The sequence below is a fragment of the Propionigenium maris DSM 9537 genome, from assembly GCF_027925155.1.
GTDB lineage: Bacteria > Fusobacteriota > Fusobacteriia > Fusobacteriales > Fusobacteriaceae > Propionigenium > Propionigenium maris.
Window position 1 is genome coordinate 1 of sequence record NZ_BSDY01000010.1, and the last position, 26662, is coordinate 26662.

Genomic DNA, 26662 nt, shown 5'->3' on the forward strand with positions numbered 1-26662 from the left:
TATCTCCAATAATCAAAGAAGTATTTTGAAAGAATTTGTTTTAAGGGTTTATTTAAAGAACTCATCCCTATATGGTATCAAACTTGCAAGTACAAAAAAAGCTGCCCGTAGGCAGCTACTTTTTATTGGGATGTAACCTATCTCAGTCTTCATAATAGGGTGAGCTCAAAGCCCAAGCTGGCTGACCTGCAGAATTACTGCTACAGGATAAAGGTGATTCCATGCTCAGGAAGCATTGAGGGATTAGAAAAAGTATCTGCCACAACCGAGATCGGATAAAAAGTTCAGAACCAAAGAAAAAGTTCACCCTTTAAATATACCGTTAAAAGAGTTGCTATTTCAAGTAACGTTCTAATAAGCGGCATAAAAAATACAGTTTCTAAAAAAACGTTGATATTATCAATGATTAAAAACCTGAAGAAGTGGATAATTATTGTCTAGAGAATGGCATTGAGGGTAAAGACATTAAAGCTATAAAGGCTGTAACCATAGCCAAAGACAACAAAAGAAAGAAAAAGGAGGAGTAAGAATGGGTAAAGAGAGTAAAAAGAGGGCCGGAAAAGAAGTAGAGGCAGAGGGGTTTATATTAAAGGAGTATATTATGATGGCCATATCCACAGGAATCATCTTCGTAATAGCACATCATCTAATATAAAGGAGGTGTACAGGATGAAAAAAATATTTTTAGCTTTATTATTTCTCTTAGGGACAGCTGCCCTAGCAAGTTGGAAAGAGGTAGATATCGGTAAATTAGATGAGAACCTTTATAGGGTTAGTTTTTTTCACGAGGAAGATCCTCATTCTTTCAAGCTTAAACTAGATACAACTGACAGCAGCTTCAAAAAGCATAAGCTTTACTTTTCCACTGACGAGGAAGTTCCAGTAGCGCAACTGCAAGGAGTATCTGTAGTGGTTTGGGAGGACGGCCTTGGGGGATATATCTACAGAGAAAAGGTTTTAGAATCCTATTAGGATGGGGTATATACCTATTCAATATCTGCAAGTCCCAACTTGTTTTCAAAGAGAGATTTTCACGCTAAGCCAACTGGTGTACAAGTTATCCCCAGTGTAATGATAAATGATGTCTATGACCTAGGCTTGGAAATTGCTAAGGTTAAAACTAGGATAAGGGAAGGAGCCTACAGTGAGGAAGTTTAGGCTGATATTAATATTTGTTTTAATGATAGGAATCTATTTGGGAGCAGAAGCCCAGGGAGGTAATCCAGAGGGGATGGAGAGGGTGTCATTGGCAGGTAAGAACTATTCAGAGATCCATCAAAGAGGAGAGTATTATATAAACTTGGTTATAGAGACCAAATATAGAAGGGGTATGTATACCGATTTTGGAATTGAGTCCAATACGGGGGCTACAGTTAGAACTTATGGAGATGATACTTCTACCTATACTAACATAGCTTACGGTGTGAGACCTAACGGACTTAAGGACAGGTATAGAGTGAGGATAGATCTTAATCAGAGAAACTATTACACAGGACATGAAATTAGGAGGTTGTAATGAAGAAATTCAGGAAGAATATAAAACCAGTATCGGTTGTATTAGCGGTACTGACTATAGCTCCTCTATTTTTAGAGGCAGGGGAGAATTATAAAGAGGTGGGCTTGATCACAATAGGGTTTCTAGGGGCTTTCTGGGCTTCCTATAAGCTATATGAGGAGGTAGTAGTCAATGCTGGGTTTGCTTGTCGCACTGACAATGAGCGATAGAAGAAAGGATATTACAGAACAGGATTTTAGGTATACAAGGACAGGACCTTTGATTGTGTGGGCAGTCATTATTATGGCGCTGCTGTGCTGGGCAACGTCGGATAACTTTAATGGTTACATAGGATGGGCAGGAGCAGCTATAACTGGAGTGATCTATATGCTGGATAATATTCAAGCAAATAAGAAGTTTTTAAAGTATCTAAGAAGATAAAAGGTCCTTAAGTGAGATGGGAGTAAGGAGGAATCTGCAACCACTTACTTATCAGATCATGGCTTAAGAGGAGCTAAGGATTATATCGGTTGGAAGGATGCCTTGTGTGCTTGGGAGAGTTTGTATGGCTCTTGAAAATATTTTATTTTAATTGACATTATCAACGGAATTGTTGGAAGAATGCTGATAAAATACACCGTAAATTTACTAGGGAGGAGTGGAGATATGTGCAAAAAAGTTAAGAGAGAGGAAATGAACTATAACAAAGCTAAGTGGGTTTGTAGTAATTGTGAGGTGTCAAACAGAGTTGTTGGTCAGAGTTATTATGTTTGCCATAGGATGGCTTAAATTTAAAGGTGTAGATGGTGCAATTATCAAAAGAAGATTGTACCAAAGGAACGACACAAAACAACTATACTTCAGATACAAGGGACAGGCAATGCCCCACTATGAATATTAAGGAGGAAGATGAAGAAATTAATATTAGTGGCGGTGTTTGTATTGAGGGTAACCACTCATAGCAGGTTATTGGTAACCGATATAGAGGGAGAGGAGAGGATATACGCAAGGAACACTCCCCAGGGCACCAGGTACTACCCGCATTTCAGATCGGAAAAACAACTTGCAATTTTAATAGAAGACAACAAGATCCACTACCTCTATCCAAATGATAGAAGGAGGAGACCTGAATATAATATAAGAGCGACCCGAGGTGGTGCTATAGTGTATGAGGGCAGAAGCAGAAATAATCCCCTGCACAATTCAAGAGAGGTTAATGGCGTACTGAGGATCTACACTGGAGGAAATAAGGCAAACCACATTTATACATTAAGGAACAATGGCAATACCTGGCTGCTTTATAGAGGCAGCAGCGTGTCAAACCCAGTGGCAAGGTTAGAAAGGCAAGGAGGGAGACACACTCCAGTACATCTAATGAGTGCATTGGTTCAGGCAGGATACTTAAAAACTTAAGGAGAAGCTTATGGATGATCTAACTGCAGCAATATTAAAGGGAGAAAGGGGTATGACTTGTGGTGTGGTTTTGAATGCAAAGAGGGGTAGACCAGAGGATTGCACTGAATGCAGAAAGAAGGATGTTTTTAGAAGGACATGGGAAGAGAATGAGCTAAAAGGATTGAGGGCTGTCAGCAGATTGGCGAGGAGGGCAGGATGACATTAATTCACAGAGAGATGCAGTTTATAGAGTATAGAGATGGTGAGGCGCTGTTCCTTAACCCTGATGGTGAAGTGCGGTATTTTGGTTATCCCTGTGACAACAGCTGCCCTGGCAGGGAAGAAGAATTAAACCATCTACAATGCTGCCAAGTGGGGAGCAAAGGGGTTCCTTGAGGGAGTAAGGGATGTGGCCGAGGAGATTGTTCATGTAGGCCTTAACCACAGGATGGTAGTCTCAGACCTTATTATCAACAGGAGAAGGTAGAGGTGACTCCTTCCACTCCGGCAGATAGTAGCAGTAAAATTATTATTTAGAGCAGGTCTCTAGAGGCCTGTTTTTTATTTGAAAATATTCCGAGAAGAAAAAGGTTTAAGGATCATAGACCTGTTTTTCTTTTATACAATTGAAAAGGGAGCCCTTTAGGGGCTCCCCTTCAGCAATGAAAAATCATAACAATAAATTAAAACAACCTACTTGATCTCAATATCAATAACCTCATCTTTGGTAACTTTAGACTTCAACTTAGGTACTGATATAGTTAGAATTCCATCGGTATATACGCTTGTAATTTTATCGATGTCAACATCTTCAGGAAGGTTTATGCTTCGACTGAAGGATCTGCTCTGGAATTCTCTTCTGTGATAGTTCTTATCCTCATATACCTTCTTATCACTTTGTTCATAGGAGATTGTAAGGATATTTTTCTGTCTTTGTATCTTTATATTATCCTTCTCAATTCCAGGAGTAGAAACTTCCACAGAATATCCATCTTCGGTTTCCCATATATTAATAGGTGGAGTTATTCTTCTGTGGAAAAAACTGTCTGTTAAAAAATCATCTTCAAAGAAATCTCTAAAGAAACTAGGATTAAAAATTTCATGTTTTTTAATTAGATTTGTCATATCAACCACTCCTTTTTTAATAAAACCAGTGATAATAAAACCAGTATCTTCAAAAGTTAAATTTTCAACTAACTAAACCTATCAAATTTTATTTAAAAAACATGCTATCCCTTATGAGCTTTTTACATCATTCCGGGCATTCCCATTGGCGGCATCTCTTTATTGCTGTTTTTCTCCTTCTTCTCAGCAACAACTACTTCTGTTGTGAGGATTAAAGCTGAAATTGATGCTGCATTTTGAATTGCTGATCTTGTAACCTTTGCCGGATCGATTATACCCTCCTCAATCATATCAACATAGGATTCATTTGCTGCATTGAATCCATAGCCTTCTGGGAGCATCTTTATCTTCTCTACTGCGACTCCTCCATTTAAACCTGCATTTTCAGCGATCTGCTTTAGCGGAGTATGAAGAGCTTTCTTCAATATTTCTACTCCGATTCCTTCTTCACCTTTAAGAGTAAACTCCTCCATGTCTGAAGCAATCTCAACTAATATTGTTCCTCCTCCAGGTACGATTCCCTCCTCTACTGCAGCTTTTGTGGCATTTAAGGCATCTTCAATTCTTAACTTCTTTTCCTTCATCTCAGTTTCTGTGGCAGCTCCTACTTTTATTATGGCCACTCCCCCTGCTAACTTAGCAAGTCTCTCCTGAAGCTTTTCCCTGTCATAATCTGAGTTACATTCCTCCATCCTCTTTTTAATCTGTGTAACCCTTTCATCGATCTTCTGCTGAGTTCCAGAACCATCGACAATAACACTGCTGTCCTTACTTACCTTAACTTTTTTAGCTTGTCCCAGACTATGAAGAGTAGTATCCTCCAGTTTCATTCCCTTCTCCTCGGAAACTACCTCTCCTCCTGTGAGTATTGCAATATCTTCCAGGATCTCCTTTCTTCTATCTCCAAAGGCCGGTGCTTTAACAGCTACCACATTTAAAGTTCCTCTCAGCCTGTTTACCACAAGGGTTGTGAGAGCCTCTCCCTCTATATCATCTGCTATTATGAGAAGGGGGCTAGAGGATTTCATAGTCTCCTCTAAGATAGGTAGGATATCTTTCATGCTGCTTATTTTTTTATCGGTAATAAGGATGTAAGGGTTTTCGAGGTTTGCTTCCATCCTTTCCATGTCCGTTGACATATAAGGTGAGACATATCCTTTATCAAACTGCATTCCCTCTACAACATCTAAGGTAGTTTCAAGGGATTTAGCTTCCTCTATAGTTATAACTCCTGTTTCTCCCACTTTATCCATTGCCTGGGCAATGAGCTTTCCGATCTCTTCATCTGCAGCTGAGATAGATGCTACCTGTTCTATCTCCTCATTCCCTTCAATTCTTTTAGCTCTGGCTTTAAGGTGCTTGACAGCTTCCTTGGAAGCCTTCTCTATTCCTCTCTTTATAAACATGGGATTAGCCCCGGAGCTTACCATCTTAAGGCCTTCCTTGACTATTGCCTGAGCAAGAACTGTGGCAGTAGTTGTACCATCTCCAGCCACATCATTGGCCTTGGTAGCCACTTCTTTTATGAGCTGAGCACCCATGTTTTCAAACTGATCGTCTAATTCAATCTCCTTTGCTATGGACACACCGTCATTTGTTATAAGGGGAGCCCCAAATGATTTTTCAAGGACAACATTTCTTCCCCTAGGTCCCAGTGTAACCTTTACAGCATTTGCAAGGGTATCTACCCCTGCCTCCAGTTTTTTTCTAGCCTCTTCATTAAATTTTAATATCTTAGCCATTGTCTACCTCCTCCAATTACTCTGCTACAGCCAAAACATCTTCAATTTCAAGAATTAAGTATTTTTCTCCAGAATCAATAACCTCTGTTCCTGAGAACTTTTTGTAGATGATTTTTTCACCTAGCTTAACTTCATCGATGCCTCCCAAGGCAACTACCTCTCCCATATTTGGGAGGGTCTTGTTTTCAGAACCTGGTAAAATAATCCCACTAGAAGTTTTTTCCTCCATTTTCAAAGGCTTTACCAGGAGTCTTTTTCCTATTGGTTTGATGTTCATCTAAAACCTCCTCAAATTTTTATTGGCACTCACACTCATGGAGTGCTAACGATTATTTAATACACCTTTTTTTGAAAAAAGTCAAGTTTTTTTTGTTTTTTTCTTAAGAATTATAATATCCCCTCCTCTAAACCCTGAAATAATAGGGCATCTATAAAAAAACATAAAAAAAGTTCCTCCAGACGGGAATGATTAAAACTTAATTCATCCAACTTCCAGAAAAACCCTTCTTGAATCTTCTCCAGGAATAAAAAAGAGGTACTACTCATTTATGACATTTATAATCTCTGAGATATATTGATATATAAATTCTATAACCTTTTCACTTTCAAACTTCTCCAAAACCTTTTCTTCCATCTCCTCTATTTCAGATATATTGTATATCTCATAGTCATTTTGTAGCATATAACGTATTAACTCTATAATCTTGTCATCATCAATCATTATCTTCATATTTCCTCCTGATTTCTTATTGATATGGTGGGAGCTTTTATACATATTATGCAGTAGCAAGATGTCTGTTAACTTCAAACTTCTTGAGAGTTACCAGGCTATATTCAAAGGAAAAGGTTCCTATCTGCTTTATAAAAATCTAATAAAGATTTTTCATAAACACCTCCCTTACTACAGCTATATATGTCTTTCAAACTTAAAAAGCACTTTCCTTTCTCTCCCTCTTAAAGATATAGTTTTTTACACTACTTAATTACCTTATAGTAGAGCACTTTTTTACAATGGCGAATATAGAAAGCTCTGTAGGATTTAATTTGAAAAAACTGTATAAACCTTTGTAGGGTTAATAACTATAGAGCATAAAAGTATTGAAAAGGAGAATAGTAGTTTCATAAAGAGAGGAGGCAGGTAAAAAATGACATACAGACTGATAAGTGATGAGGAACTTGAAAGGCTGGGCTTGGATCCTGATAACTATAGGGAGCCCATATGGTATTTTACAGAGGAAAAAGCCCAGAAGATATATACAGCTTCTATTCCTGATGAGATCTCCCAGGAGGAGGTGGAAGAGTTCACTGACTACCTAAAAGCATTTATAAAGGTAAGTCCGGAGGAATTAAGTGTTTTAGATGATTACCTCACCGCCCTTATAGGAAAAGTGGAAGAGATGTATAAGGATAAATAGTTTCAGCAGAGGATAAATATTTTTTTGAAGATTATATATTCTCTGAGCTTTATAAGAACTATATATTTTATCAAAGGAATTTTATGGATCTCTCTGTTTAGGTTAAATATTTTCTACCCTTCTATTGATTTTTTTGACAAAGTAACCAGAGAGTTAATATGCAATATTCATTTAAAATTTGGAGGAGCTACCTATGATTAAATTTGATGATAAATTTATTGCTGAAATGTCCATGGGAAGATATAAGACTTGGAATGAAGTTAATAGTTTAGCTATAGAAAAGGGGATCTATTTTCAAGATAATTTCTCAGTTGGAATGAGCAATCCATCTGATTCGGATCTAAATGATTTTCTTAGTGATTCATTCCCTTTAATTCTAGATGGAAAACTTTTAGAAGGAAAGGCATTAAATTTAAAAAATATCTATGATTACTACCAAAATGTATGGATTTCTCAAGAAGATAATGAAATTTATGAAATTGTAGTTAATCTTTTCAAATATTTTCTTGAAATAAGCGGTTCTACAGCTGAAGAACTAGAAAAAACAAACGATATAGAGCTTTTGATTGAAAAAACAGTAAAATTAGCAAAAAATCTAGCTGAAAATACAGTTTATGATCAAAATAAATATAATGAACTTATGGAATTGGCTAAAATTTATAAGCCTGATAAAAAGTAATTTTTCAAAATATTGTTTTGATATAAATCTAATATGAGTATTAGGACTAAAATATCTATGATTTTTTTATGTGAGGTGAGTCAATGTATCGACTGAATCAAAAAGAAACTCCTATTTTCAGTGTATTGAAGGATGTGTATGTAGCAAGAAATGTAATTCCCTTCCATGTGCCGGGACATAAGCAGGGGGCTGGTATAGAAAAGGAATTTTATGAATTTATGGGGGCAAATCCATTTAAAATAGACGTTACCATCTTCGAGATGGTAGATGGTCTTCACAACCCAAAAACTCATATAAAGAGGGCTTTGGAGCTGGCTGCAGATGCCTATGGCGCAAAGGAAAGCTTCTTTTGTGTTAACGGAACATCTGGAGGGATTCAAGCCATGATAATGTCTGTGGTAAAAGCTGGAGACAAGATACTTGTCCCCAGAAATACACATAAATCGGTAAATGCAAGCGTTATTCTCAGCGGAGCTCAGCCGGTATATATGGAACCAGAGATAGATATGGAGAACGGGATAGCCCATGGGATAGCTCCAGAGACAGTTGAAAAGACTCTGAGGGAAAACCCAGATGCCTCAGCAGTCCTCATAATAAATCCCACCTATTACGGCGTGGCAACGGATCTGCGTAAGATAGTAAAAGTAGTTCATGATTATGATATTCCCCTTCTCGTAGACGAGGCACACGGACCTCATTTAAAGTTCTCAGAAAAGCTTCCCGTTTCAGCTATGGAAGCTGGAGCAGATGCCTGTGCCCAGAGTACCCACAAGATAATAGGGGCAATGACCCAGGGATCTATCCTTCACATACAGGGAGACAGGATCAGTGGTAGCAGGGTAAGACAGGTACTGAGCCTTTTACAGACTACCTCACCCTCATATATACTGCTGGCTTCCTTGGACTGCGCCAGAAAGCAGATAGCACTGGAGGGAAGGGATCTCATCCAAAAATCAATTGAAAGAGCAGACTACCTCAGGGAAGAGATAAATAAAGTTAGCGGCTTCAAATCTTTTGGCAGAGAGGTCCTTGATGGAAGAGGGAGATACTCCTTCGATCCTACCAAGGTAACTATAAGTGCCCGTGAGCTTGGCTATACAGGATATCAATTGGAAAGGATTTTGGTGGATAGATATAATATCCAGGTGGAGCTTTCAGACTTTTATAATGTACTTTTAGTTACCACCTACGGGGATACAGATGAGAGTATCGCCAGTGTTATATCTGCCATAAAGAATATTTCAGCTGAAATGAAACATCGAGAAGATATTCCAGCTTTTAAGGATATGCCTGAGATTCCAGAGATGGTACAGATCCCCAGAGAATCTTTTTTTAGTAGGAAGACAAGAAAACACCTAAAGGATGCCATAGGTAACATAAGTGGAGAGTTTATAATGGCGTATCCTCCAGGGATACCGATAATATGCCCTGGGGAGAGGATATCTGAGGAGATAATCGATTATGTAGAAGACTTAAAGAATGCCGGTTTGAGTGTACAGGGTTTAGAGGATGCAAATATTGAAAATATAAATGTCATCGAAGAAGAAAATGCAGTTTACATCCATGTAGAGAAGATGCAGAATTTTATCCTGGGGGTCCCCTTTAATCTAGGAGCAGCTGTTACAGGTCCAGAGTTTGCCATAGACTACCTCTTCGGTGAATATCCTGAACTCAAGAACACCATAGAGGTTATAAATCCTTTGCGTGAAGAGGAGGACCTCCTTGACATTAAACGAAAATTTATAAATTCAGTAACTGCTACCGGGAAGGTTGTTTCTCAGAGGGTGAGAGAATTGGTTTCAGATGGATACAGACCTATCGTAATTGGAGGAGATCACTCTATATCCCTGGGAAGTGTTTCAGGGGTCCTTGCAGAAAAGGATGCAGGGGTAATCTGGATAGATGCCCACGGAGATCTCAATACCACAGAAACAAGTCCAAGCGGAAATATCCACGGGATGGTTCTTGCGGCTCTTATGGGACATGGAGATACAAAGCTTACTCGTTTGAATAAAGGAAAGTTTCTGAAACCAGAAAAGGTCTTGCTCTTTGGAGCCAGGGATCTGGACCCTGGAGAACAGAAGTTTATAGAAGCGAATAATGTCAATGTAATTACCTACAATGAAATCCGTGAGCAGGGCTTGGAGGCTTCCTTAGAAAAGGCAAGGGAGATTTTACAGGTAGAGGAACTGCATATAAGTTTTGACCTTGACTCTGTAGATCCACAATATTCTCCAGGAGTGAGTGTTCCTGTAGAGGGAGGATTTAATAAGGAGGAGATATTAGAAATTTTTTCTGCTCTCTTTGAATATTACAAGATAACCTCCGTAGATTTGATGGAGCTCAATCCCCTTACAGATAAAGACGGAATAAGTGTGGACTTTGCAAAAGAGCTCATAGACTTTCTAAATGGAATATAAAAGCAGTTAATGAGGTATTTGCTCTATTGAAAATATTGATAAATATATAGCTGATAAAAAATATATTTGCAAATATTGGGGAGGTTACATGATTAAAAATTATTCTGAAGGAAGGGGAGTTAGGGGGTGTAAAGGATGAAGAACTATAGGGGACGATTTAAGAAAATTAAGACACTTTATGACAATTATACTCAGGATACCTTTCATGAACAGCTTGATGCAGGAATACTGGACAATCAGTTTGAATACATATTTAAAGAGAGCTCATGGCTGGAGAAGCTTAAGAGGGTGTCGGAAAACAAGGATCAAATTAAGCAACTAATGGAGATGCTTTTAAATCTAAAGGAAAGAATAATTGAGTTTTATATCAATTATTTCAAGCATAATAGGTATATAGGAGGAGAACCTGAAAATTTTAATCCAGATATAATAATAGGACTCGGTTGCAATAATTCCTTGGGGCTCCTTGATGAAAGGATAGATAGGATAGGGGAAATATCCAAGATATATTCCAATGCAAAAGTACTTCTATCTGGCGGTGGGTTTGAACTGGATGGAAGTGAAGCGAGTATAATGGCCAGAAAACTTATTAATAATTACTCATTTGATGGAGACAGACTCATCCTAGAAGAAGATTCTATGGATACAGTGGGAAATGCTTTATTTTCAAAGCTTCTTCTCAGGTCTAGGAAGGAGTTAGAAGATATTAGAGATATACTAGTTGTTACCTCTCCCTTCCATGCAGTAAGGGCTAGGGCTCTATTTCGTAATATCTTTGGAAATGATTTCAAAATCTTGGTAACTGGACACCCCTATCACCTTACACAAGAGAACTTTAGTGGATATTGCGATGTGGGTATGAATGAAGGTCATAGAAAACTCATAGAGAACCTGGGAGAAGAGTGTGATATAGAAAATATAAGAAAGACTATTGCAGAACATGAGATAAGGGCTCTTTACCGTTCCAATAAATTTTTTATAAATTTAGGGGAGAACACAGGGGATGAAACTTCTATCTTCTATGAACTTTTTCTTTATGACAGCATATACAGCAACAGGTATGACATACTTAGAAAATACAGGCATGTCCTTGAAAAAATTCTTACTTTAGAGGAGGGGTAGCAGAGATTTAAAACCAGACTTTTATGGAAAACTTTTATTTGAAAAATTTAGTTTAACGTTTCATAAATTTTTGAAATATATTTAGCTGACTTAGGAGTATTCCACGGAGAAGGAAAGATGCTAGATTTATTTATTTATTTATTTATTTATTTATTTATTTATTTATTTATTTATTTATTATGTTGTTTGGATTTATTCCGCTAATCTGCGGAGCAAATTTTCTTGTAGATGGCTCTTCATCTTTGGCTAACAAATTTAATATCCCTAATATAGTAATCGGTCTTACAATAGTGGCCTTCGGTACATCTTCTCCTGAATTAATTGTAAACATATTCAGTTCCATAAACCAAAATCCAGATATAGCCATTGGAAATGTCACCGGCTCTAATATCTTTGATATACTTTTCATACTTGGCTTGTCTGCGGTTATTCAGCCGATCCCCCTAAGGGAAGGTGTAAATTCAGATATACTTTTTAGTTTGTTTCTAAGCTTTATCCTGTTTTTATTTGTATTTACGGGAAGGTGGAGAAAAATTGAAAGGTGGGAGGGTTTTGTTCTAATTACTAGCTACATTGTATACCTAATACACCTTATAGACTGATAATTGTATTTAATTTCGCTACATACAATTAGGTTTTGATTACCTAGTCAGTTATCTACCTCTATTTAGAGACACCTCACAGGAAAACCATTAACCTGAAGGTGTATTATTTATATAGGAAAATGACGATTTATGGAGGAGGTTATTATGAGCTTAATTTTTTTTATACAACCTTTGATTGTAATCTTACTTTCATTCATGGTTTTGTTTTTAACCCATTATTATTTTAAAAAATCAACCCATGATGGTACAAATATAAAATTAAACTCTCAAATCATAATGTCTGCTGAAGTTTTCATTTTCTTGTTTTTATTCATAATACTTCTTCCTCTTAAGGATAACCTCAAGGGACAAATCCTAAGCTTCCTAGGGATTCTTCTAAGTGCCACCATTGCTATAAGCTCAACTACCGTTTTAGGAAATATAATGGCTGGAATTATGCTCAGAAGTATAAGTTCCTTGAAGATGGGAGATTTTATAATAACAGGTGATTATTTAGGAAGAATATCTGAAAAAGGACTCTTTCATATTGAGATTCAAACGGAGGATAGAAACCTTGTCACCATACCAAATATTTTTCTTATAGCTAAACCTATCAAGGTAATTCATTCTTCAGGAACAATAATTTCCTCTGAAATTTCCTTGGGATATGATTTACCACCTGATTTAATAAAAAACCTGCTTATTGAGGCTGCAAAAAATTCTGGCTTGAAGGAACCTTTTGTATACACTGTCAATTTGGGTGATTTTTCAATACTATACAGAGTCAGTGGCCTCCTTTCAGAAGTAAAATATTTAATTTCAGCCAACTCCAAACTAAATGATGAGATCCTCCGTATTCTTCACAAAAACTCCATTGAGATTGTATCTCCCAACTTCATGAATACCAGATCTGTAAATGATTTAAAGTTTATTCCTAAGGACTCTCTTGAAAATGAGGCTCAGAATCTTGAAGTAATTCCTGAGGATACTGTCTTTGGGAAGGCAGACATTGCAGAAAGGTTGGAGGATAAGATCAAGCAGCTCGAAGATATTAAAAATAAAATTGATGAAGTCGAGAAAGTGATGGGATCAGTATCAGAGGAGATAGATAAAAAAACCTTTCAAGACAAACTTAACCGATTAAAGGAGTTTGAAATTCGATTAAATGCAGAAATAGAAAGGAGTAAGAACGATTTGAACAAAGAAGATAGTTAGTTACTGAGGAGGTTTATTATGGAAGCAGATAATAACCACGAATTGATCTTTTCCCTTTTGCTGGATGGAAAGGGAGGAGCTGTAAACTATGGCTGGGATGAGATTAATACCTGGTCCCCTGATAAGGGAACCCTTTGGATGCATCTATCTCTTCCTGAAGATACAGAGGATGGATGGATCGACAAAAAAAGCGGGATCTCAGAAAATATTTCAGAAGCTTTGTTAAGCAGGGGAGACAGGCCTCGGCTTCTAAAGGAGGAAGACAAGCTCTTTCTATCATTGAGGGGGGTAAACTTCAATCCTGGAGAGGATCCCGACGATATGGTATTTCTTCATATCTACATGGAGGAGAAACGGATAATTACAATTCGTCATAGGAAGGTTTTGGCTGTAGACAACATTAAGTCTTCCCTTGAAAAAAACACCGGACCCAAAGACTCCTATGAATTCCTGTTGGAAATTTTAATGAAGATATCCCACAGGATAGGGGAGATAACTCAGAATATCGATGATCAGATAGATGAGATAGAGGAGCTGGTAGTGGATAATGCAGATATTAAGCTCCGATCTGTCCTTTCCTCTCTGAGGAGGCAGGCGATCAATATCCGTCGTTATCTCTCTCCTCAAAGGGAAGTGTTAAACAATTTGGGAGGAATTGAGATATCATGGTTTAAAAGAAAGGAGATATACAAGATAAAGGAACTTACAGAAAAATATATTAGGTACCTAGAAGATATTGACTCAGCTAGGGACAGGGCAGCCATAACCCATGAAGAGATTAACAGTATCTATAGTGAGCAGCTCAATAAAACCATGTATGTGTTGTCCATTGTAGCTACAATCTTTCTGCCCTTGGGCTTTCTTACTGGCCTGTTGGGAATAAACGTAGGAGGAATTCCCGGAACCGATAACTCCCTGGCCTTCTTAATGGTATGTATTATCCTGATACTTCTAGGTGTTGTGGAGCTTTTAATCTTTAAAATTAAAAAATGGATTTAGCCACAAATAATATTTGAATTTAATTATGATAGCAGAGCTATGGAGTTAAATTTACATGGAGCGAAAAAATATGATGTGGTTATAAGGACCTTAAAAATTTAAAGGCAGACCTTAAACAGGTTCTCTATTCAGTACGGGACAGACTTATTCAATGGAATATAATTTACTTGGAAGGAAGTGATGAGTATGATTAGGATTAAAACCCTCATCTTGCTAGTTTTATTGAGTATCTCTTCTCTAGGTAATGAAGAAAACTTGAAAGTCTTAAAAAAATACCAAAATAAGATACCAGATGAAATACAGTTGGAGATTAAATATGAAGGAAGCCTTCCCTCCTTTTTCAGCTATGTATTTCCACAAAAAAACAAAGTCAACTTAAGGGAGAGGCCAAGTTCAAAAAGTTCTTTAAAGGGGATTGCAGATTACTTGGAAAAGATGGCTGTTTTAGAGGTTGTGGAAAATTCTCAAGGTGAAAAATGGTATAAGGTATTAAATCAAAAAGGAGAGGAGGCCTTTGTCCACTATGATATTGTAAAGTTTATGGAGTTTAGATTTGATAATATGAAGGAAGAGATCAATAAACTGGAGGAGTTCATAGAGAGAGAGGTCTCCCATGGAAGAACTCTAAGTGCTGTCGATGCATATCGTCCAAATCCAAGTAATAAAAATGCAAAAAAAAGAAGGGATAGGTATGGAAGTGTAGAGGAGCAGAGCGCAGTAGTATCTTATAAGGGAGAGGTAATATTTGTTCCCGACGGAAGACTTCTTTCTATTTTAAAGAACGATAAAGAACTATCCCTAGTAAAAACCCTTGGAATAGCTGAATCCCCTTTAAAAATAAGCAATAAACTTTTAAATAAAAACTTAAGAATAAGGGAAGTCCCTCAAAAGATTATCGTTGTTGATATTAAAAATCAAAATTTTGGAGTTTTTGAAAGGGTAGCAGGTGAATGGAAGTTAGTTTCTTACTCCTATAGTAAAACCGGCAAAGAGAATCATATTGGATATGAAACTCCCAAAGGTGTCTTTGTGGTATCAGAGGTAAAGAAAGTAATGACCTATACAAATGCTCAGGGAGAGATAGTAGGGTATGCTAATAATGCCCTCCGTTTTTCCGGCGGTGGCTATATCCACGGAACTCCTATTAATTATAAGGATAAATATCTGACTGCCTACCTAAAAGATATAAAAGAGGCTAAAATGGGAACATACCCTGAAACAAGAAAATGTGTCCGAAACACTGTAAAGCATTCTGAATTTTTATTTAAATGGATATTAAATGGTAAAATTAAAAAAGGAAATAGTCAAATACCTGAAAATCCGGCGCTGGTTATAGTAATGTAGAAAGGGGCTCAAAAGCCCCTATTTTTTCATCACAATGGTCCTGTAAGGGTATGGTACCTCTATTCCCTCAGCATCGAAACGTTTCTTTACAGAGTAATTGAGATCCCACAGAAGCTGACGCCCTACTGTGTTGTCCGGTGCCCATACCCATGCTTTCAAGTTGACGGAGGAATCTCCGTAGCCATTAACCTTAACTGTTACAGGGGGAAGGGTACCGTCTCTTATTTCTGCCTCTGTCCTGTTGTCAAAGTAATCCTTATGACTGAGTACTTCCTCCCTTATTATATCAATTGCCCTATCTACATCTGAATCATAACTTATTCCTATCTCAAAAAACTTACACACCTTTCCCTCTATGATGTCTACATTCTCAATAAGCTCATTACTCATAGTGGCATTGGGGATGATGATTCTTTTATTTTCATATGTTCTGATAACAGTATGCCTCAGGGTGATATCCTCCACAACCCCAATTGGAGTTTTTCCCAGAACAGTTATACGATCACCTATTTGAAAGGGCTTAAAGAGTTCTATGAGTATACCGCTTAAGATATTGGATAAGGTCTGCTGAGATGCAAATCCAAGAATAACAGCTAAGATCCCAGATCCTGCAAAGATTGACTGGGAAACACTTTTAAAGATAGGAATAAATGACAGTGCTATTCCCATCCCCAATATATACAGTACTCCTGCAATGGAATATTTAATAAAATTAAATTTTGCAACTTCCTGATTTGCCTTTTTCAGAAGTTCATTGATAATCTTTTTAATTAACTTTACCAGGTAAAAAGTAGTAATCATGGTCAATGCTGCAAAGATGAATGGTGTAAAATGATTAAAAACCTCCATCAAACTCTCCACCCCCTATCTCATCATTTTTTTGAAAAATACTCCTCCTTCAGCCTGTAGTACTCATCCAAATTACCCCCGCACTCCTCTATGTTTTTTCTTTTAAAGTCTGCATAGTTTTTTCTGGCTTCTTCAGAGGTGGAAAGAAGTCTTTTCTTTTCCAGTTTTTTTCTCCACAACCTTCCATTTACCTTAACAACAAGAGCCGTAAAAATCCTTGTACCACTGTCATCCTCCTTTATGAAGAGGCAACGCTCGCTGAGCTCTAGATGATTGATCATTTCACGGTATCCATTGTCCTTTAAAACACGTTTAACATTTTTTATACCTCTATCAAATTCCGTCAGACCTATCATCATATCTATAGTAGGTACGGCCTCCATTCCTACCACAGAGGTGCTTCCAATATGCTCTATCCTTATACCCTCTTCCTGAATTTCATTTAAGAGTTTCTTTCTTTCCTCAATAAATTTTTGATTCCATTCAGGATTGTATGAAACTAAAATATCCGCTTCCATTTCTTTCATAAAATTCCTCCGTTAAAAAATATTTCATAGAACTCTTTCATAAATATATCTTACTTTTCTTTACTATCCTTTCCTTGATCACTGACATTGTTGTTTCTTTTAAAGATGTCCTCAAGATCCTTCAATAAAAAATGGTTAAGAGTAGTTCTGATTGCAATTATTGCTGCCAGCTGCCCTATATCGTCCCAGTTGGGAGTAATGATGGTCTTTAAAATACTGGCACCTATGAGAAAGGCCAATCCCAAGGAGAAGGAGTGCCCTATCTCCAGTCTGCTCTCCTGGATTGCATCTAGAGATTTTTCTCGATATAAGATATCTCTTGCATAGATTAAGATGGCTTTGACTACACCTAATAATATAACTATGGAAGCCAGAAGCTGACACATATTAATAATAATTTGATTGATATCTCCTATAAAGTTTTGCATCTTATTTTCTCCTCCTTTAAGTCATTAAAGAGTGAATACTTTACAAGATATTTATGCAATTCTATTATTCGATTAAAACTTTTAAAATCTTTTTATTTTATGGAGATATCATATATAGAGAGCAAACATTGGAGAGAAGAAGCCACTTTATAAGAGAAGCCTCCTAGTATAGGAGGCTTTGGTTTAATTAATTATTTTTTAGGAGGATTATTACCTCTTCCTCCTCCAGAAGGGTTACCAGTACGACTTGGCAGTTGGGGCTAGACTTTCCTGTATTATTAGGTGCTCTTTTTTTACTCATACTACAGCCACCTTTCAAAATACCCTAATATTCTTTAAAACCTCTTTCTCCTGCTGAGAAGAAGAACATCCTTGAGGTAGTTTTCATTTTTAGCCTTGATCCACTGGGTTTTGAAATGCTTCTCCTGGATGATATAGGCGATGGAAGCCAGAGCCTTCAGGTGAAAGAGGACATTTTCTTTCATTCCAGAGAAGACAAAGATTGCCTTGACCATGGGAGCTTCATCTGAAAATCTTATTCCCTCCTGACACCTTACCATGAGCAGGTTGAACTCGGAAGAGCCTTCCAGGATGACGTGGGGGATGGCTACAAAGTCTGAAACTACACTTGTAGATTCCCGCTCCTTATTTGAAAGGATCTCATAGGTTGTCTTCTTGTCTTGTCCAGTCATTACCTCCAGCTCCTGAGAGATTCTTTCTATGAGTTCCTGGAGTTCTATAGTTCCGTTTATATCGATTACCCTTGCCCTTTCCACAAGGTCGTCAAACTCATCTGTTCCTATCTCATCTCTGGCTTTAATTATCTCCTTAAGCTCGGTTTCCAGGTTGTGGGTGGTCAGGTCCTTATCCAGTATCTTTTCTACTATGTGGAGGAGGGCATACTCCTGTTCAGTCCTCTTCTTACCGTAGAAGAAGTACACTCCCAGGCTAAGGAGGAGCATGGAGATACTTATCTCTGCAGCTTCAAGACCCAGATCTGCGATAAAAAAGGTAAAGATGAATATGCTCACTATCTGGGGCAGGGGATAGAGTGGAGATTTAAAGCTAGGCTGATAGTTTAGTATCTTACTCTCTCTTAAAATTATTACCGAAAGGTTGGTAAGGACATAGGAGGTGAGGACAACTGTTGATGCGATCTTTACCAGAACTTCCAGCGGGAAGAAGAGGGATACCCCTATAAAGATACCTGTGAAAACTATAGAGGTAACCGGAGTGTGAAGCCTGTTATTTATACGACTTATGAAGCTAGGTAAGAGGCTGTCCCTACTAAGGGCCATGGGATATCTGGATGCTGCCATTATTCCAGCAAGGGCTGTGGTTACAAAGGCAAACATTGCAGCCACAGTTATGGCAAGATATCCGAAACCTCCCATAAACCTTCTGCTGGCATCAGCTATGGGAGTCAGGGAGCCGCTCAGCTCCTCTGCCGGAAGAACACCTACGGTAACTATGAGCATAAGGGTATAGATTACAGTTATTACAAATATTGATGAAAGCATTGCAAGGGGGACTGTTTTCTGGGGGTCCTTTACCTCCTCAGCTATACTGGATATATTCAGGAGACCCCCAAAGGAGATGAATATAAACCCTGAGGTTATAAGGATGGTGTTTGGGTTCTCGGGAAGAAGAGGGACAAAAGCACCTCTATCCACAGAAAATGCCCCGAAGAGGATGTAGATCACCATCAATGCAAGAAGCCCCACAACCAGCATTACCTCAAGCTTGGCCACCCCCTTTACCCCCACAATATTTAAAACTACAAAGAAGAGGCAGACCCCAAGGGAGGTCAGGAGAAGGTTTAAGCCAGTGGTGATATAGATCACCTCAGCTATACCAAATATTGCAAAGGCACTCTTCAGTGAGAGGGCAAACCAGCTGAGGAATCCCGCTACCGTTCCTATCATGGGCCCCAGGGTCCTTGAGATATAGTAGTAATCCCCTCCGGCCTTGGGCATGGCGGTGGAAAGCTCAGCCACACTGAGTATTCCAATGAGGGCAAAGATACCAGCTAAAAAATATGATATAAATACCGCCGGGCCTGCATAGGAAAAAGCTATACCAGGAAGAATAAATATTCCTGAACTAATCATGGCTCCCGTGGCTATACTGAATACATCAAAAAAAGTCAGATCCTTCTTCAAGCTCATCTATCTCTCCTCCTTTACAGAAATTCTTATAATGAATTTATAGAAATTTTGGGGTAAAATAATATATTAAGGCAGACAGCCTTAACTAGTTTTAAATACTTTCAAAAGATTAATTTTAATCCCTTAGAAAAATTAAATTTAAGTAACATTGGGAGGTAAGATTGAAGAATATAATTCCTTACTTGGAAATAAATACTATGAAACTGGTGCTTAAAAAAATAGCGATCTTTGGGGGGTTTGATGATGATCAGCTCTATAAGATATTCTCGGTCTTAGAGGAGGCGAGATACAGCAGTGGAGACCTTATCTTTAAGGAGAGAGAAGCTCCCACCTACATCTATCTGATCCTTAAGGGAAGGGTGAGGTTTCAAAGGGGAACCCACAAGATATTTGAGTTTCATGAGGGGGACTGTATGGGGGAGGAGTTTGTCATAGGACTGCAGCCCTACAGCCTCTCAGCTGTAGCTATGGAAGATGTCGAGTTAGCCATAATCTCCAAGAAAGCCCTTCTGGACTTCTATGAAACGGATATGGAGCTCTTTGGACACCTGATGATCAATATCTCCAGGGAGATATCCAGAAAGCTCAGTATGACCAATGAGCTGCTCTTTGAGTGTATGGATAAAGGCAATCCAAAGGATACTACTTTGTAAGCTTTTAAATTTATAGAAGATAAAAGGACTGAGAAACTCTCAGCCCTTTTTTATTTGTTTTAATGCATCGCTTTTATAGGAAGATTTCTTAGGAGAGGTGGGCAGGGTAAGCTCCTCATAGGAGTAGTTCTCCGCATAGTAGTTGTAGTTTACCTCGGCCTCCATGAGACGCCTGTACTCCCTCAGCTTTGCCTTTCTGTCGGCATTCTGGAAGAAGAGGATGGTGAATACCTCCCACATAAACACCCATCCCCCTATAAAGAATCCCTCTGGAAGAAGGGAGAGGTAGATCAGGTGCTCTATAAACTTCTGGAGAGTGAATGCGATCATCACAAGGACGGAACCAGTAAGGGCATATTTTGAGGCTCTTATTCTATGCTTTGCTATATCCCCCTCAACTTTGTAGAGCATATACTTGAAGTAGTTGTTCAGGCCTGCCTTACTCCTCTTCTCCTTCTCCAGATCCCTCATATCAAGGGGCATAAAAAAGTTGATGATGACTTTGTACCTCAGGGGGATCTCTTCGGAACACTCCTCGATAAATAAAACCAGGTCGGTGTCCAGGTCCCGCCTCTTAAAGGGGGAGAAGTCCCAGTCGTTGTATAGGTCCCGGTAGTAGTCTATGGATATGTCTATAATATAGGCATTTTTTTCCCTATTAAATCTATAGAGTTTTCTCAGATCCAGTTTTTCCATCTTAGACTTAAACAGCATATGCATCGCCTCCAGGGGTCATTGTATCTTTAATCTAATATAAGGATACTTTAAAAAAGCACCCCTGTCACTAGAGGGGTGCTCTATAAAGTTAAAATCTATTCAGCTGTCATCTGGAAGAGGACCTTATTCATCCTCTGGATTCCCTCTACGATCTGCTCCTCATCAGCAGCAGCAAAGCTCAGCCTGAAGTGGGTTACCCTTCCTTCATTGAGGAAGAATACATTTCCAGGGAGGATGGAGATACCAGCCTTCTTACAGTTGAGGTAGAAGATATTTCCGTCTATACCCTTTGGAAGGGCGATCCACACATAGAATCCCCCCTCTATATCATAGGTGATGGTGAGGTTGCTGTCCTCTATGGCCTCTCTTACTACCCCATACCTCTTCTTATAGAGCCTTCTCAGCTTATTCAGGTGCTTGTCAAAGGTACCGCTCTCCAGAAACTCTAGGAGTATCCTCTGGTTGAGCCCCGAGGAGGAGATATCCGAGGTAAACTTAGCGGACACGATCTTTTGGGTAAGTTCATCTGGAAGGATCATATATCCAAGCCTGATCCCTGGTACCAGTGCCTTGGAGAAGCTCTTTATGGAGATAACATACTTGTTCTCCCTATCCAGGGACTTTAATGGAAGTTTTCTCTTGTGGAAGTAGAGATCTGAGAGGCAGTCATCCTCTACGATATAGGTGTTGTATCTCTCAGCCAGCTCTATGAGCTTCTCCTTCTTCTCATCGCTCCATGAGATCCCAGTAGGGGACTCGAAATCCATCATGGTGTAGATGAAGGCGATATTCTCCTCCTTGAGGATCTCCTCCAGCTCCTCTAGGTCAAAGCCGTCCCTGTCCATTCCCACGCTGTAGATCTTACACTCCTTCCTGAAGGTGTTCAGGGCTCCGTGGTAGGTAGGCCTTCCCACAACAACCTTGTTGTTCTTCTGGGAGAGGAGAACTTTCAGGATGAGGTCTAACCCCTGCTGGGCTCCTGAGGTTATCTGGAGGTTTCTCTTGGAGATAAAGATATCTCTGGACTTAAGCCTCTCGGTGATGTGGGCCCTCAGCTGATCATATCCCCTGGTGTTGTGGTAGGTAAGGAGGTCTACACCGTCCCTTTCCAGAAGTTTTATGGAGATATCCTTAAACTCATCAAAGGGAAGGATACTCTTAGAAGGAGTTCCGCTGACAAAGTCGATGGTGTCCTGTACAACAGTTTCCCCTCCCTTAAAGCTCTCAAGTACATCCTTTGGAGGCTCAAAGTAGAGGGAAAGCTCCCTCTTTTTTACAAAGACTCCCGATCCCTGCTTCTTATAGATATACCCCTTGCTTTCCAAGAGGTTGTAAGCCTTGAGGATAGTGAGGTTGTTTATCCCCAGCTGCATAGAGAGCTGCCTTATAGAGGGAAGCTTGGTATTCTCAACAAGCTCCGCCCTGTCTATCCTTTCCTTTATCTCCTTGTAGATCTGTTTGTAGATAGGTGTTTTATCCGATGGATCAATATTTATGAGGTTCTTCTTCATATCTCCTCCTTAAATGTTCTGAAATTAAAATAATTGTGTTTTTAAAATGCATAACTGTGGTATAACACTTTTTGAAATATAACATTGACATAAGTGTTATATGAAGTTAAAATAAACATATATTATAAAACAGTTACGAAAGTGTTGTATAACACTATTATAACTGTTATTTGAAAAAAATCAAAATTAAATTTTATCGAGATGCTTAATTTTTTACGAGGTGAGAAAAGATGACAATAAATAATGAAACTATCGAGAAGGTATTAACTATATTAGAGGAGGAGATTGTACCTGCAGAGGGCTGTACAGAGCCTATTGCCATAGCTTATACAGCAGCTAAGGCAGCACAGGTGCTTGGAGCTACTCCAGACAGACTGGATATCTATGTATCTGGAAACATGATAAAGAACGTAAAGAGTGTTATCGTACCAAACAGTGGAGGTATGGTAGGAATCGAAGTATCAGCTGCAATGGGAGCTATTGCAGGGGACGCAGAGGCTGAACTTCTTGTAATCAGTAATGTAGAGAAGGAGAAGCTGGCTGAAGTAAGAGAGTTTATGGAAGCTGGAAGAGCCCACGTATACCACGAGGACAACGATGTAAAGCTTTATGCTAGAATCGTAGCTCACGCTGGAGAGGAAAGTGCAAGTGTTGAGATAAAGCACGTACACACAAACATTACTACTATTGAGAAGAATGGTGAGGTACTTGTAAGTCAGCCATGTAACGATGCAGACTTTAACTCAGCTCTTTCAGACAGAGAGATGCTAAGCATAGAGTTAATCTACAACCTGGCTAAGAATATAGATATCTCTCTAATTGAGCCTATCTTCGGAAAGATAGTAGACCTTAACTCTTCAATTGCAGAGGAGGGACTGAAGGAAACTTACGGTGTAAATGTAGGATCTATGATCAAGGAAAACATAGCTAAGGGGATCTATGGAGACGACCAGAGAAATAGATCAGCAAGTTATGCAGCAGCTGGATCCGACGCCAGAATGAGCGGATGTCCACTGCCTGTAATGACTACATCTGGATCTGGAAACCAGGGAATGACAGCATCACTTCCTATTATCAGATACTGCATGGACCAGGGGCTTGACAGAGAGGCTCTTATAAGAGCACTATTTGTATCCCACGTATCTACAATCCATGTAAAGACAAATGTAGGTAGACTATCTGCTTACTGTGGAGCTGTATGTGCATCTGCAGGAGTAAGTGGAGCTCTTGCATTCTTAGCTGGAGGAGACCTTCAGGCTGTGGGAGATGCTATTACAAATACTCTTGCAAACGTATCTGGACTTATCTGTGACGGTGCAAAGGCTTCATGTGCTGCTAAGATCGCCACTGGAGTATACACTGCATTTGACTCTTGCATGCTTGCAATGAACAGCAGAGTATATGCTTCTGGAGACGGAATTGTTGGAGAGGATATAGAGAAGACTATTAAAAATATCGGTAGATTAGCTCAGGAGGGAATGGCAGGAACTGACCAGACAATCCTAAAGATAATGACTGGAAGATAGGAATATGGAGGAAGGTTTATATAAACCTTCCTCTTAATTTATTGAGAGAATTGAACTCTGGAAAATGAATGTGAACTTATGATAAATATTATTTTTATTAAAGAGGGAGATCTTCTAGACTATTCTTCATTTCTTTTTACACCAAAAAGAAACGAAGCAAAGAAAAGGTGTCCCTCTTTATAATTTCTTATGAGTAGAATTATTAATCTACGGCCTTTTGAAGCTACAGTCCTCCCTTTTGATGTAATACTTATGGCTTATCGGTGCGGAACTTATCTTGTTGTACGGCCTAGCTAATAATCCAAGTACAAAGCTAGATCGATATAAAAGAGGGAAGTAGGATATAGGTAGAGGTATAGGGTTTTATAGCTAGTGACTATAGATTCCATTTTTAAATTGTTATAAATGATTTTCTGGAAAGACTTATTATTATGTATAGAGTTAAGATTAAAATGCCAAGAGGCATTTTTTGAAATCTGTTAAGTTATCAGGTAGCATTTAATAAAAAAGGGGGAGAGAGATGAAGACTATAGGTTTAATTGGTGGCATGAGCTGGGAGTCTACCCAGGAGTACTATAGGTTTTTAAATGAGGGAGTCAAGGAGGAGCTGGGAGGCCTTAATTCAGCCAAGATACTTCTCTACTCCTTCAACTTTCAGGATATCGAGAAGCTTCCGCACAGAGGTCGGTGGGAGGCCTTGACCCATGAGATGGTAGAGGCAGCCAGGAAGCTTGAGCAGGGGGGAGCAGACCTCATAGCTATCTGCACAAATACCATGCATAAGATGGCTCCAGAGATAGAGGAAGCTCTAGATATTCCACTGCTTCACATAGCCGATGCTGCAGGAAGAGAAATAGAAAGAAGAGGTCTTAAAAGAGTTGCCCTTCTGGGGACTAACTTTACAATGACCGAGGACTTTTACAGGGGAAGACTTTTGGAGAAGTTTGGGATAGAGGTGGTAGTTCCGGAAGAAGGTGATAGGAAGCTTGTTCACAACATAATCTATGATGAACTCTGTAGAGGGATAATCAGGGAGGAATCCAGAAGGGCCTATATGGAGATAATAGAGGGACTTAAGGGTAGAGGTGCTGAGGGGGTTATCCTGGGGTGTACCGAGATTCCTCTTCTCATTGGAGACGGAGATGTTTCTATCCCGGTCTTCGACACCACAAAGATCCACTCTGCTGCCCTTGTGGCTGAAGCAACAAGATCTGAGGACTAAAAGAAAAACCCATTACACGGCTTCTGCCATGTAATGGGTTTTTAATAAATTAGAAGTTTTTAGCCTGAATCTTAAAGTGAGCTTTTGGATGGTCACAGACTGGGCACATCTCAGGAGCTTCAGTTCCCTCGTGCAGGTGTCCGCAGTTTCCACACTCCCAAACTACCTTCTCCTCCTTGGCAAATACCTTCTCCTCTTGAAGGTTCTTAAGAAGCTGCAGGTATCTCTCCTCGTGCTCCTTCTCGATCTTACCAACAGCTTCAAAGAGATAAGCTACCTTATCAAAACCTTCAGCCTTTGCTTCCTTGGCAAAGGTTTCATACATATCAGTCCACTCGTAGTTTTCCCCGCTAGCAGCATCCTTTAAGTTTTCCTCTGTAGAAGGTACTCCGTCGTGAAGCAGCTTAAACCAGATTTTAGCGTGGGCCATCTCATTGTGAGCAGTTTCCTCAAAAAGGGAAGCGATCTGGTGGTAGCCGTCCTTTCTAGCTTTAGAAGCATAGTAAGTATACTTGTTTCTAGCTTGCGACTCTCCAGCAAATGCTGCCATTAGGTTTTTTTCTGTTTTTGTTCCTTTTAAATTCAATATTCTACCCCCTGTTTTATGTAATAAAAGATTGACCTATTTTAACATAGAATAAGTAAGTTTTCAAAATCCTGGATCATTTTATAAGCCTCTATAAAAAAAGATTAATTAATCTATAAGCTTTCTTTCAATAAATAGAAATGGATCTACAAAGGTATTTCCCACACTCATTGTAAAGTGGAGGTGGGGTCCCGTGGAGAAGCCGGTATTTCCGCTCCTTCCTATAACTTTCCCCTTCTCAACTATATTACCTGTCTCTACTTCTCTGCTGTCCATGTGGGAGTAGCTGGAGTAGAGGTTTAACCCGTGATCTATAATAATAGTATTCCCCGTGGATTTGAGGTACATGGAAAGAACCACCCTGCCCCTGTTGGTAGCCAGGACAGGAACTCCCACAGGAACGGCAAAGTCCACTCCTGAGTGGTAACCGCTTAACTTGTTGTTTACATACCTTGTGGCTCCAAAGGAAGTGGTTATCCTTCCATTAAGGGGATAGATAAACTCTCCCTCCCAGAGCTTTATCTGGGAGGAATCCTTCCTTGCCTCTCTGGCATAGTTCACCATGACCTCTACATTTTTCTTGGACTTCTTTTTTTTGGTAGCAGAGGTCACTCTGATATAGCTCTTTTCAAACTCCCCATCCTTAATCTCTACCTCTTCCTTCAGAAGAAACTCTCCATCTCTCTCTACTTTAAGGGGATAGCTTCCTGGAGGAGTTGAGTAGTGAACCGGTACAAAGGCAATCTCATAATCCTCCCTGGGAAAGGTTCTTATAGGTGTCCTCCCCTGGGGGAAGGTAATCCGATAATCTCCTGTCTCAGGAAGAGTTAGGATAAAAAACTCCCCCTGCTTTACCTCCTTAGAGGAGAGCTTAGGTTCCCTACCAAAGAGAGTAGAGGTTAAAATAAGAGACAGGATCAGGATAATACTCCTCACAGGA

Annotated in this window: 32 protein-coding genes; 20 read left to right on the forward strand and 12 right to left on the reverse strand. The window is 39.1% G+C overall.

Translation table 11 applies throughout. The features are described from left to right. Positions 1–529 precede the first annotated feature (529 nt). From QMG11_RS11230 to QMG11_RS11270, 9 genes are all read left to right on the forward strand, one after another. Entirely contained in the window at positions 530–655 is a 126-nt protein-coding gene (locus QMG11_RS11230; protein ID WP_281836041.1) for a hypothetical protein, read from the forward strand. Between the two features lie 14 nt (positions 656–669). After that, positions 670–972, forward strand: a complete 303-nt coding sequence (locus tag QMG11_RS11235) for a hypothetical protein (protein WP_281836043.1) — start codon at positions 670–672, stop codon at positions 970–972. A 172-nt stretch (positions 973–1144) separates the two neighbouring features. Continuing rightward, on the forward strand, positions 1145–1516 hold the full coding sequence (locus QMG11_RS11240; RefSeq protein ID WP_281836044.1) for a hypothetical protein: 372 nt from the start codon (positions 1145–1147) through the stop codon (positions 1514–1516). Next, positions 1516–1725, forward strand: coding sequence for a hypothetical protein (locus tag QMG11_RS11245; protein ID WP_281836046.1), 210 nt, complete (start codon positions 1516–1518; stop codon positions 1723–1725). Before QMG11_RS11240 ends, QMG11_RS11245 begins: the two co-directional genes overlap by 1 nt. Next, complete coding sequence (locus tag QMG11_RS11250; protein WP_281836047.1) at positions 1688–1936, forward strand: hypothetical protein; 249 nt, start codon at positions 1688–1690, stop codon at positions 1934–1936. The genes QMG11_RS11245 and QMG11_RS11250 overlap by 38 nt, the downstream gene beginning before the upstream one ends. A gap of 307 nt (positions 1937–2243) precedes the next feature. After that, entirely contained in the window at positions 2244–2396 is a 153-nt protein-coding gene (locus tag QMG11_RS11255) for a hypothetical protein (RefSeq protein WP_281836049.1), read from the forward strand. Positions 2397–2404: 8 nt separating this feature from the next. After that, positions 2405–2908 (forward strand): hypothetical protein, encoded by a 504-nt coding sequence (locus QMG11_RS11260; protein WP_281836051.1) that lies wholly within the window; start codon positions 2405–2407, stop codon positions 2906–2908. Between the two features lie 10 nt (positions 2909–2918). Continuing rightward, positions 2919–3110 (forward strand): hypothetical protein, encoded by a 192-nt coding sequence (locus tag QMG11_RS11265; RefSeq protein WP_281836055.1) that lies wholly within the window; start codon positions 2919–2921, stop codon positions 3108–3110. Then, on the forward strand, positions 3107–3286 hold the full coding sequence (locus tag QMG11_RS11270; protein WP_281836057.1) for a hypothetical protein: 180 nt from the start codon (positions 3107–3109) through the stop codon (positions 3284–3286). Before QMG11_RS11265 ends, QMG11_RS11270 begins: the two co-directional genes overlap by 4 nt. Positions 3287–3583: 297 nt before the next feature. Here the strand turns inward: QMG11_RS11270 and QMG11_RS11275 are convergent, their stop codons facing one another. The 4 genes from QMG11_RS11275 to QMG11_RS11290 all read right to left on the reverse strand — a co-directional run bounded on the left by QMG11_RS11275 (position 3584) and on the right by QMG11_RS11290 (position 6487). Further along, positions 3584–4015 carry an Hsp20/alpha crystallin family protein gene (locus QMG11_RS11275; RefSeq protein WP_281836058.1) on the reverse strand — a complete coding sequence of 144 codons (432 nt, stop codon included), beginning with the start codon at positions 4013–4015 and terminating at the stop codon, positions 3584–3586. A gap of 122 nt (positions 4016–4137) precedes the next feature. Further along, a complete protein-coding gene (gene groL, locus QMG11_RS11280; protein ID WP_281836060.1) occupies positions 4138–5757 on the reverse strand; it encodes a chaperonin GroEL in 1620 nt (539 codons plus the stop codon). Between the two features lie 16 nt (positions 5758–5773). Next, on the reverse strand, positions 5774–6034 hold the full coding sequence (locus QMG11_RS11285) for a co-chaperone GroES (protein ID WP_281836062.1): 261 nt from the start codon (positions 6032–6034) through the stop codon (positions 5774–5776). A gap of 261 nt (positions 6035–6295) precedes the next feature. Further along, positions 6296–6487 carry a hypothetical protein gene (locus tag QMG11_RS11290; protein ID WP_281836064.1) on the reverse strand — a complete coding sequence of 64 codons (192 nt, stop codon included), beginning with the start codon at positions 6485–6487 and terminating at the stop codon, positions 6296–6298. A 415-nt stretch (positions 6488–6902) separates the two neighbouring features. Between QMG11_RS11290 and QMG11_RS11295 the strand changes: the two genes are divergently transcribed. From QMG11_RS11295 to QMG11_RS11330, 8 genes are all read left to right on the forward strand, one after another. Continuing rightward, a complete protein-coding gene (locus tag QMG11_RS11295; RefSeq protein ID WP_281836065.1) occupies positions 6903–7172 on the forward strand; it encodes a hypothetical protein in 270 nt (89 codons plus the stop codon). Positions 7173–7365: 193 nt separating this feature from the next. After that, a complete protein-coding gene (locus tag QMG11_RS11300) occupies positions 7366–7851 on the forward strand; it encodes a hypothetical protein (RefSeq protein ID WP_281836066.1) in 486 nt (161 codons plus the stop codon). 83 nt (positions 7852–7934) lie between these two features. Beyond that, positions 7935–10271, forward strand: a complete 2337-nt coding sequence (locus QMG11_RS11305; RefSeq protein ID WP_281836067.1) for an aminotransferase class I/II-fold pyridoxal phosphate-dependent enzyme — start codon at positions 7935–7937, stop codon at positions 10269–10271. Between the two features lie 135 nt (positions 10272–10406). Then, on the forward strand, positions 10407–11393 hold the full coding sequence (locus tag QMG11_RS11310; RefSeq protein WP_281836069.1) for a YdcF family protein: 987 nt from the start codon (positions 10407–10409) through the stop codon (positions 11391–11393). A gap of 179 nt (positions 11394–11572) precedes the next feature. Beyond that, positions 11573–11995: a sodium:calcium antiporter gene (locus QMG11_RS20050; protein ID WP_373877231.1), complete on the forward strand. Its 423-nt coding sequence runs from the start codon at positions 11573–11575 to the stop codon at positions 11993–11995. 147 nt (positions 11996–12142) lie between these two features. Further along, positions 12143–13192, forward strand: a complete 1050-nt coding sequence (locus QMG11_RS11320; RefSeq protein ID WP_281836071.1) for a mechanosensitive ion channel domain-containing protein — start codon at positions 12143–12145, stop codon at positions 13190–13192. Between the two features lie 18 nt (positions 13193–13210). Next, positions 13211–14191, forward strand: a complete 981-nt coding sequence (locus tag QMG11_RS11325) for a zinc transporter ZntB (protein ID WP_281836072.1) — start codon at positions 13211–13213, stop codon at positions 14189–14191. Between the two features lie 186 nt (positions 14192–14377). Further along, positions 14378–15535, forward strand: coding sequence for a L,D-transpeptidase family protein (locus tag QMG11_RS11330; protein WP_281836074.1), 1158 nt, complete (start codon positions 14378–14380; stop codon positions 15533–15535). Between the two features lie 18 nt (positions 15536–15553). On the opposite strand, the gene QMG11_RS11335 is transcribed toward QMG11_RS11330, so the two are convergent. The 4 genes from QMG11_RS11335 to QMG11_RS11350 all read right to left on the reverse strand — a co-directional run bounded on the left by QMG11_RS11335 (position 15554) and on the right by QMG11_RS11350 (position 19507). Then, on the reverse strand, positions 15554–16384 hold the full coding sequence (locus QMG11_RS11335; RefSeq protein ID WP_281836076.1) for a mechanosensitive ion channel family protein: 831 nt from the start codon (positions 16382–16384) through the stop codon (positions 15554–15556). A 23-nt stretch (positions 16385–16407) separates the two neighbouring features. Next, complete coding sequence (locus tag QMG11_RS11340; RefSeq protein ID WP_281836078.1) at positions 16408–16911, reverse strand: GrpB family protein; 504 nt, start codon at positions 16909–16911, stop codon at positions 16408–16410. Positions 16912–16961: 50 nt separating this feature from the next. Further along, a complete protein-coding gene (locus QMG11_RS11345) occupies positions 16962–17339 on the reverse strand; it encodes a DUF1622 domain-containing protein (RefSeq protein ID WP_281836080.1) in 378 nt (125 codons plus the stop codon). A 335-nt stretch (positions 17340–17674) separates the two neighbouring features. After that, complete coding sequence (locus QMG11_RS11350) at positions 17675–19507, reverse strand: amino acid permease (protein WP_281836082.1); 1833 nt, start codon at positions 19505–19507, stop codon at positions 17675–17677. Positions 19508–19668: 161 nt separating this feature from the next. Here QMG11_RS11350 and QMG11_RS11355 point away from each other — a divergent pair, with 161 nt between their 5' ends. Next, the gene (locus QMG11_RS11355) at positions 19669–20160 is read left to right on the forward strand and encodes a Crp/Fnr family transcriptional regulator (protein ID WP_281836083.1); all 492 of its coding nucleotides are present in this window, start codon (positions 19669–19671) and stop codon (positions 20158–20160) included. Between the two features lie 39 nt (positions 20161–20199). Here the strand turns inward: QMG11_RS11355 and QMG11_RS11360 are convergent, their stop codons facing one another. Both QMG11_RS11360 and pdxR read right to left on the reverse strand, forming a co-directional pair. Beyond that, entirely contained in the window at positions 20200–20874 is a 675-nt protein-coding gene (locus QMG11_RS11360; RefSeq protein ID WP_281836085.1) for a hypothetical protein, read from the reverse strand. Positions 20875–20972: 98 nt separating this feature from the next. Beyond that, positions 20973–22388: a MocR-like pyridoxine biosynthesis transcription factor PdxR gene (gene pdxR / locus QMG11_RS11365; RefSeq protein WP_281836086.1), complete on the reverse strand. Its 1416-nt coding sequence runs from the start codon at positions 22386–22388 to the stop codon at positions 20973–20975. A gap of 230 nt (positions 22389–22618) precedes the next feature. Here pdxR and QMG11_RS11370 point away from each other — a divergent pair, with 230 nt between their 5' ends. Both QMG11_RS11370 and QMG11_RS11375 read left to right on the forward strand, forming a co-directional pair. After that, on the forward strand, positions 22619–23914 hold the full coding sequence (locus tag QMG11_RS11370) for an L-cysteine desulfidase family protein (RefSeq protein ID WP_281836087.1): 1296 nt from the start codon (positions 22619–22621) through the stop codon (positions 23912–23914). Positions 23915–24434: 520 nt separating this feature from the next. Further along, entirely contained in the window at positions 24435–25136 is a 702-nt protein-coding gene (locus tag QMG11_RS11375) for an aspartate/glutamate racemase family protein (protein ID WP_281836089.1), read from the forward strand. 49 nt (positions 25137–25185) lie between these two features. On the opposite strand, the gene rbr is transcribed toward QMG11_RS11375, so the two are convergent. Together rbr and QMG11_RS11385 are read right to left on the reverse strand one after the other, a co-directional pair. Then, positions 25186–25722 (reverse strand): rubrerythrin, encoded by a 537-nt coding sequence (rbr, locus tag QMG11_RS11380; protein WP_281836091.1) that lies wholly within the window; start codon positions 25720–25722, stop codon positions 25186–25188. Positions 25723–25830: 108 nt separating this feature from the next. Further along, positions 25831–26658: a M23 family metallopeptidase gene (locus QMG11_RS11385; RefSeq protein WP_281836092.1), complete on the reverse strand. Its 828-nt coding sequence runs from the start codon at positions 26656–26658 to the stop codon at positions 25831–25833. Positions 26659–26662: the final 4 nt, after the last annotated feature.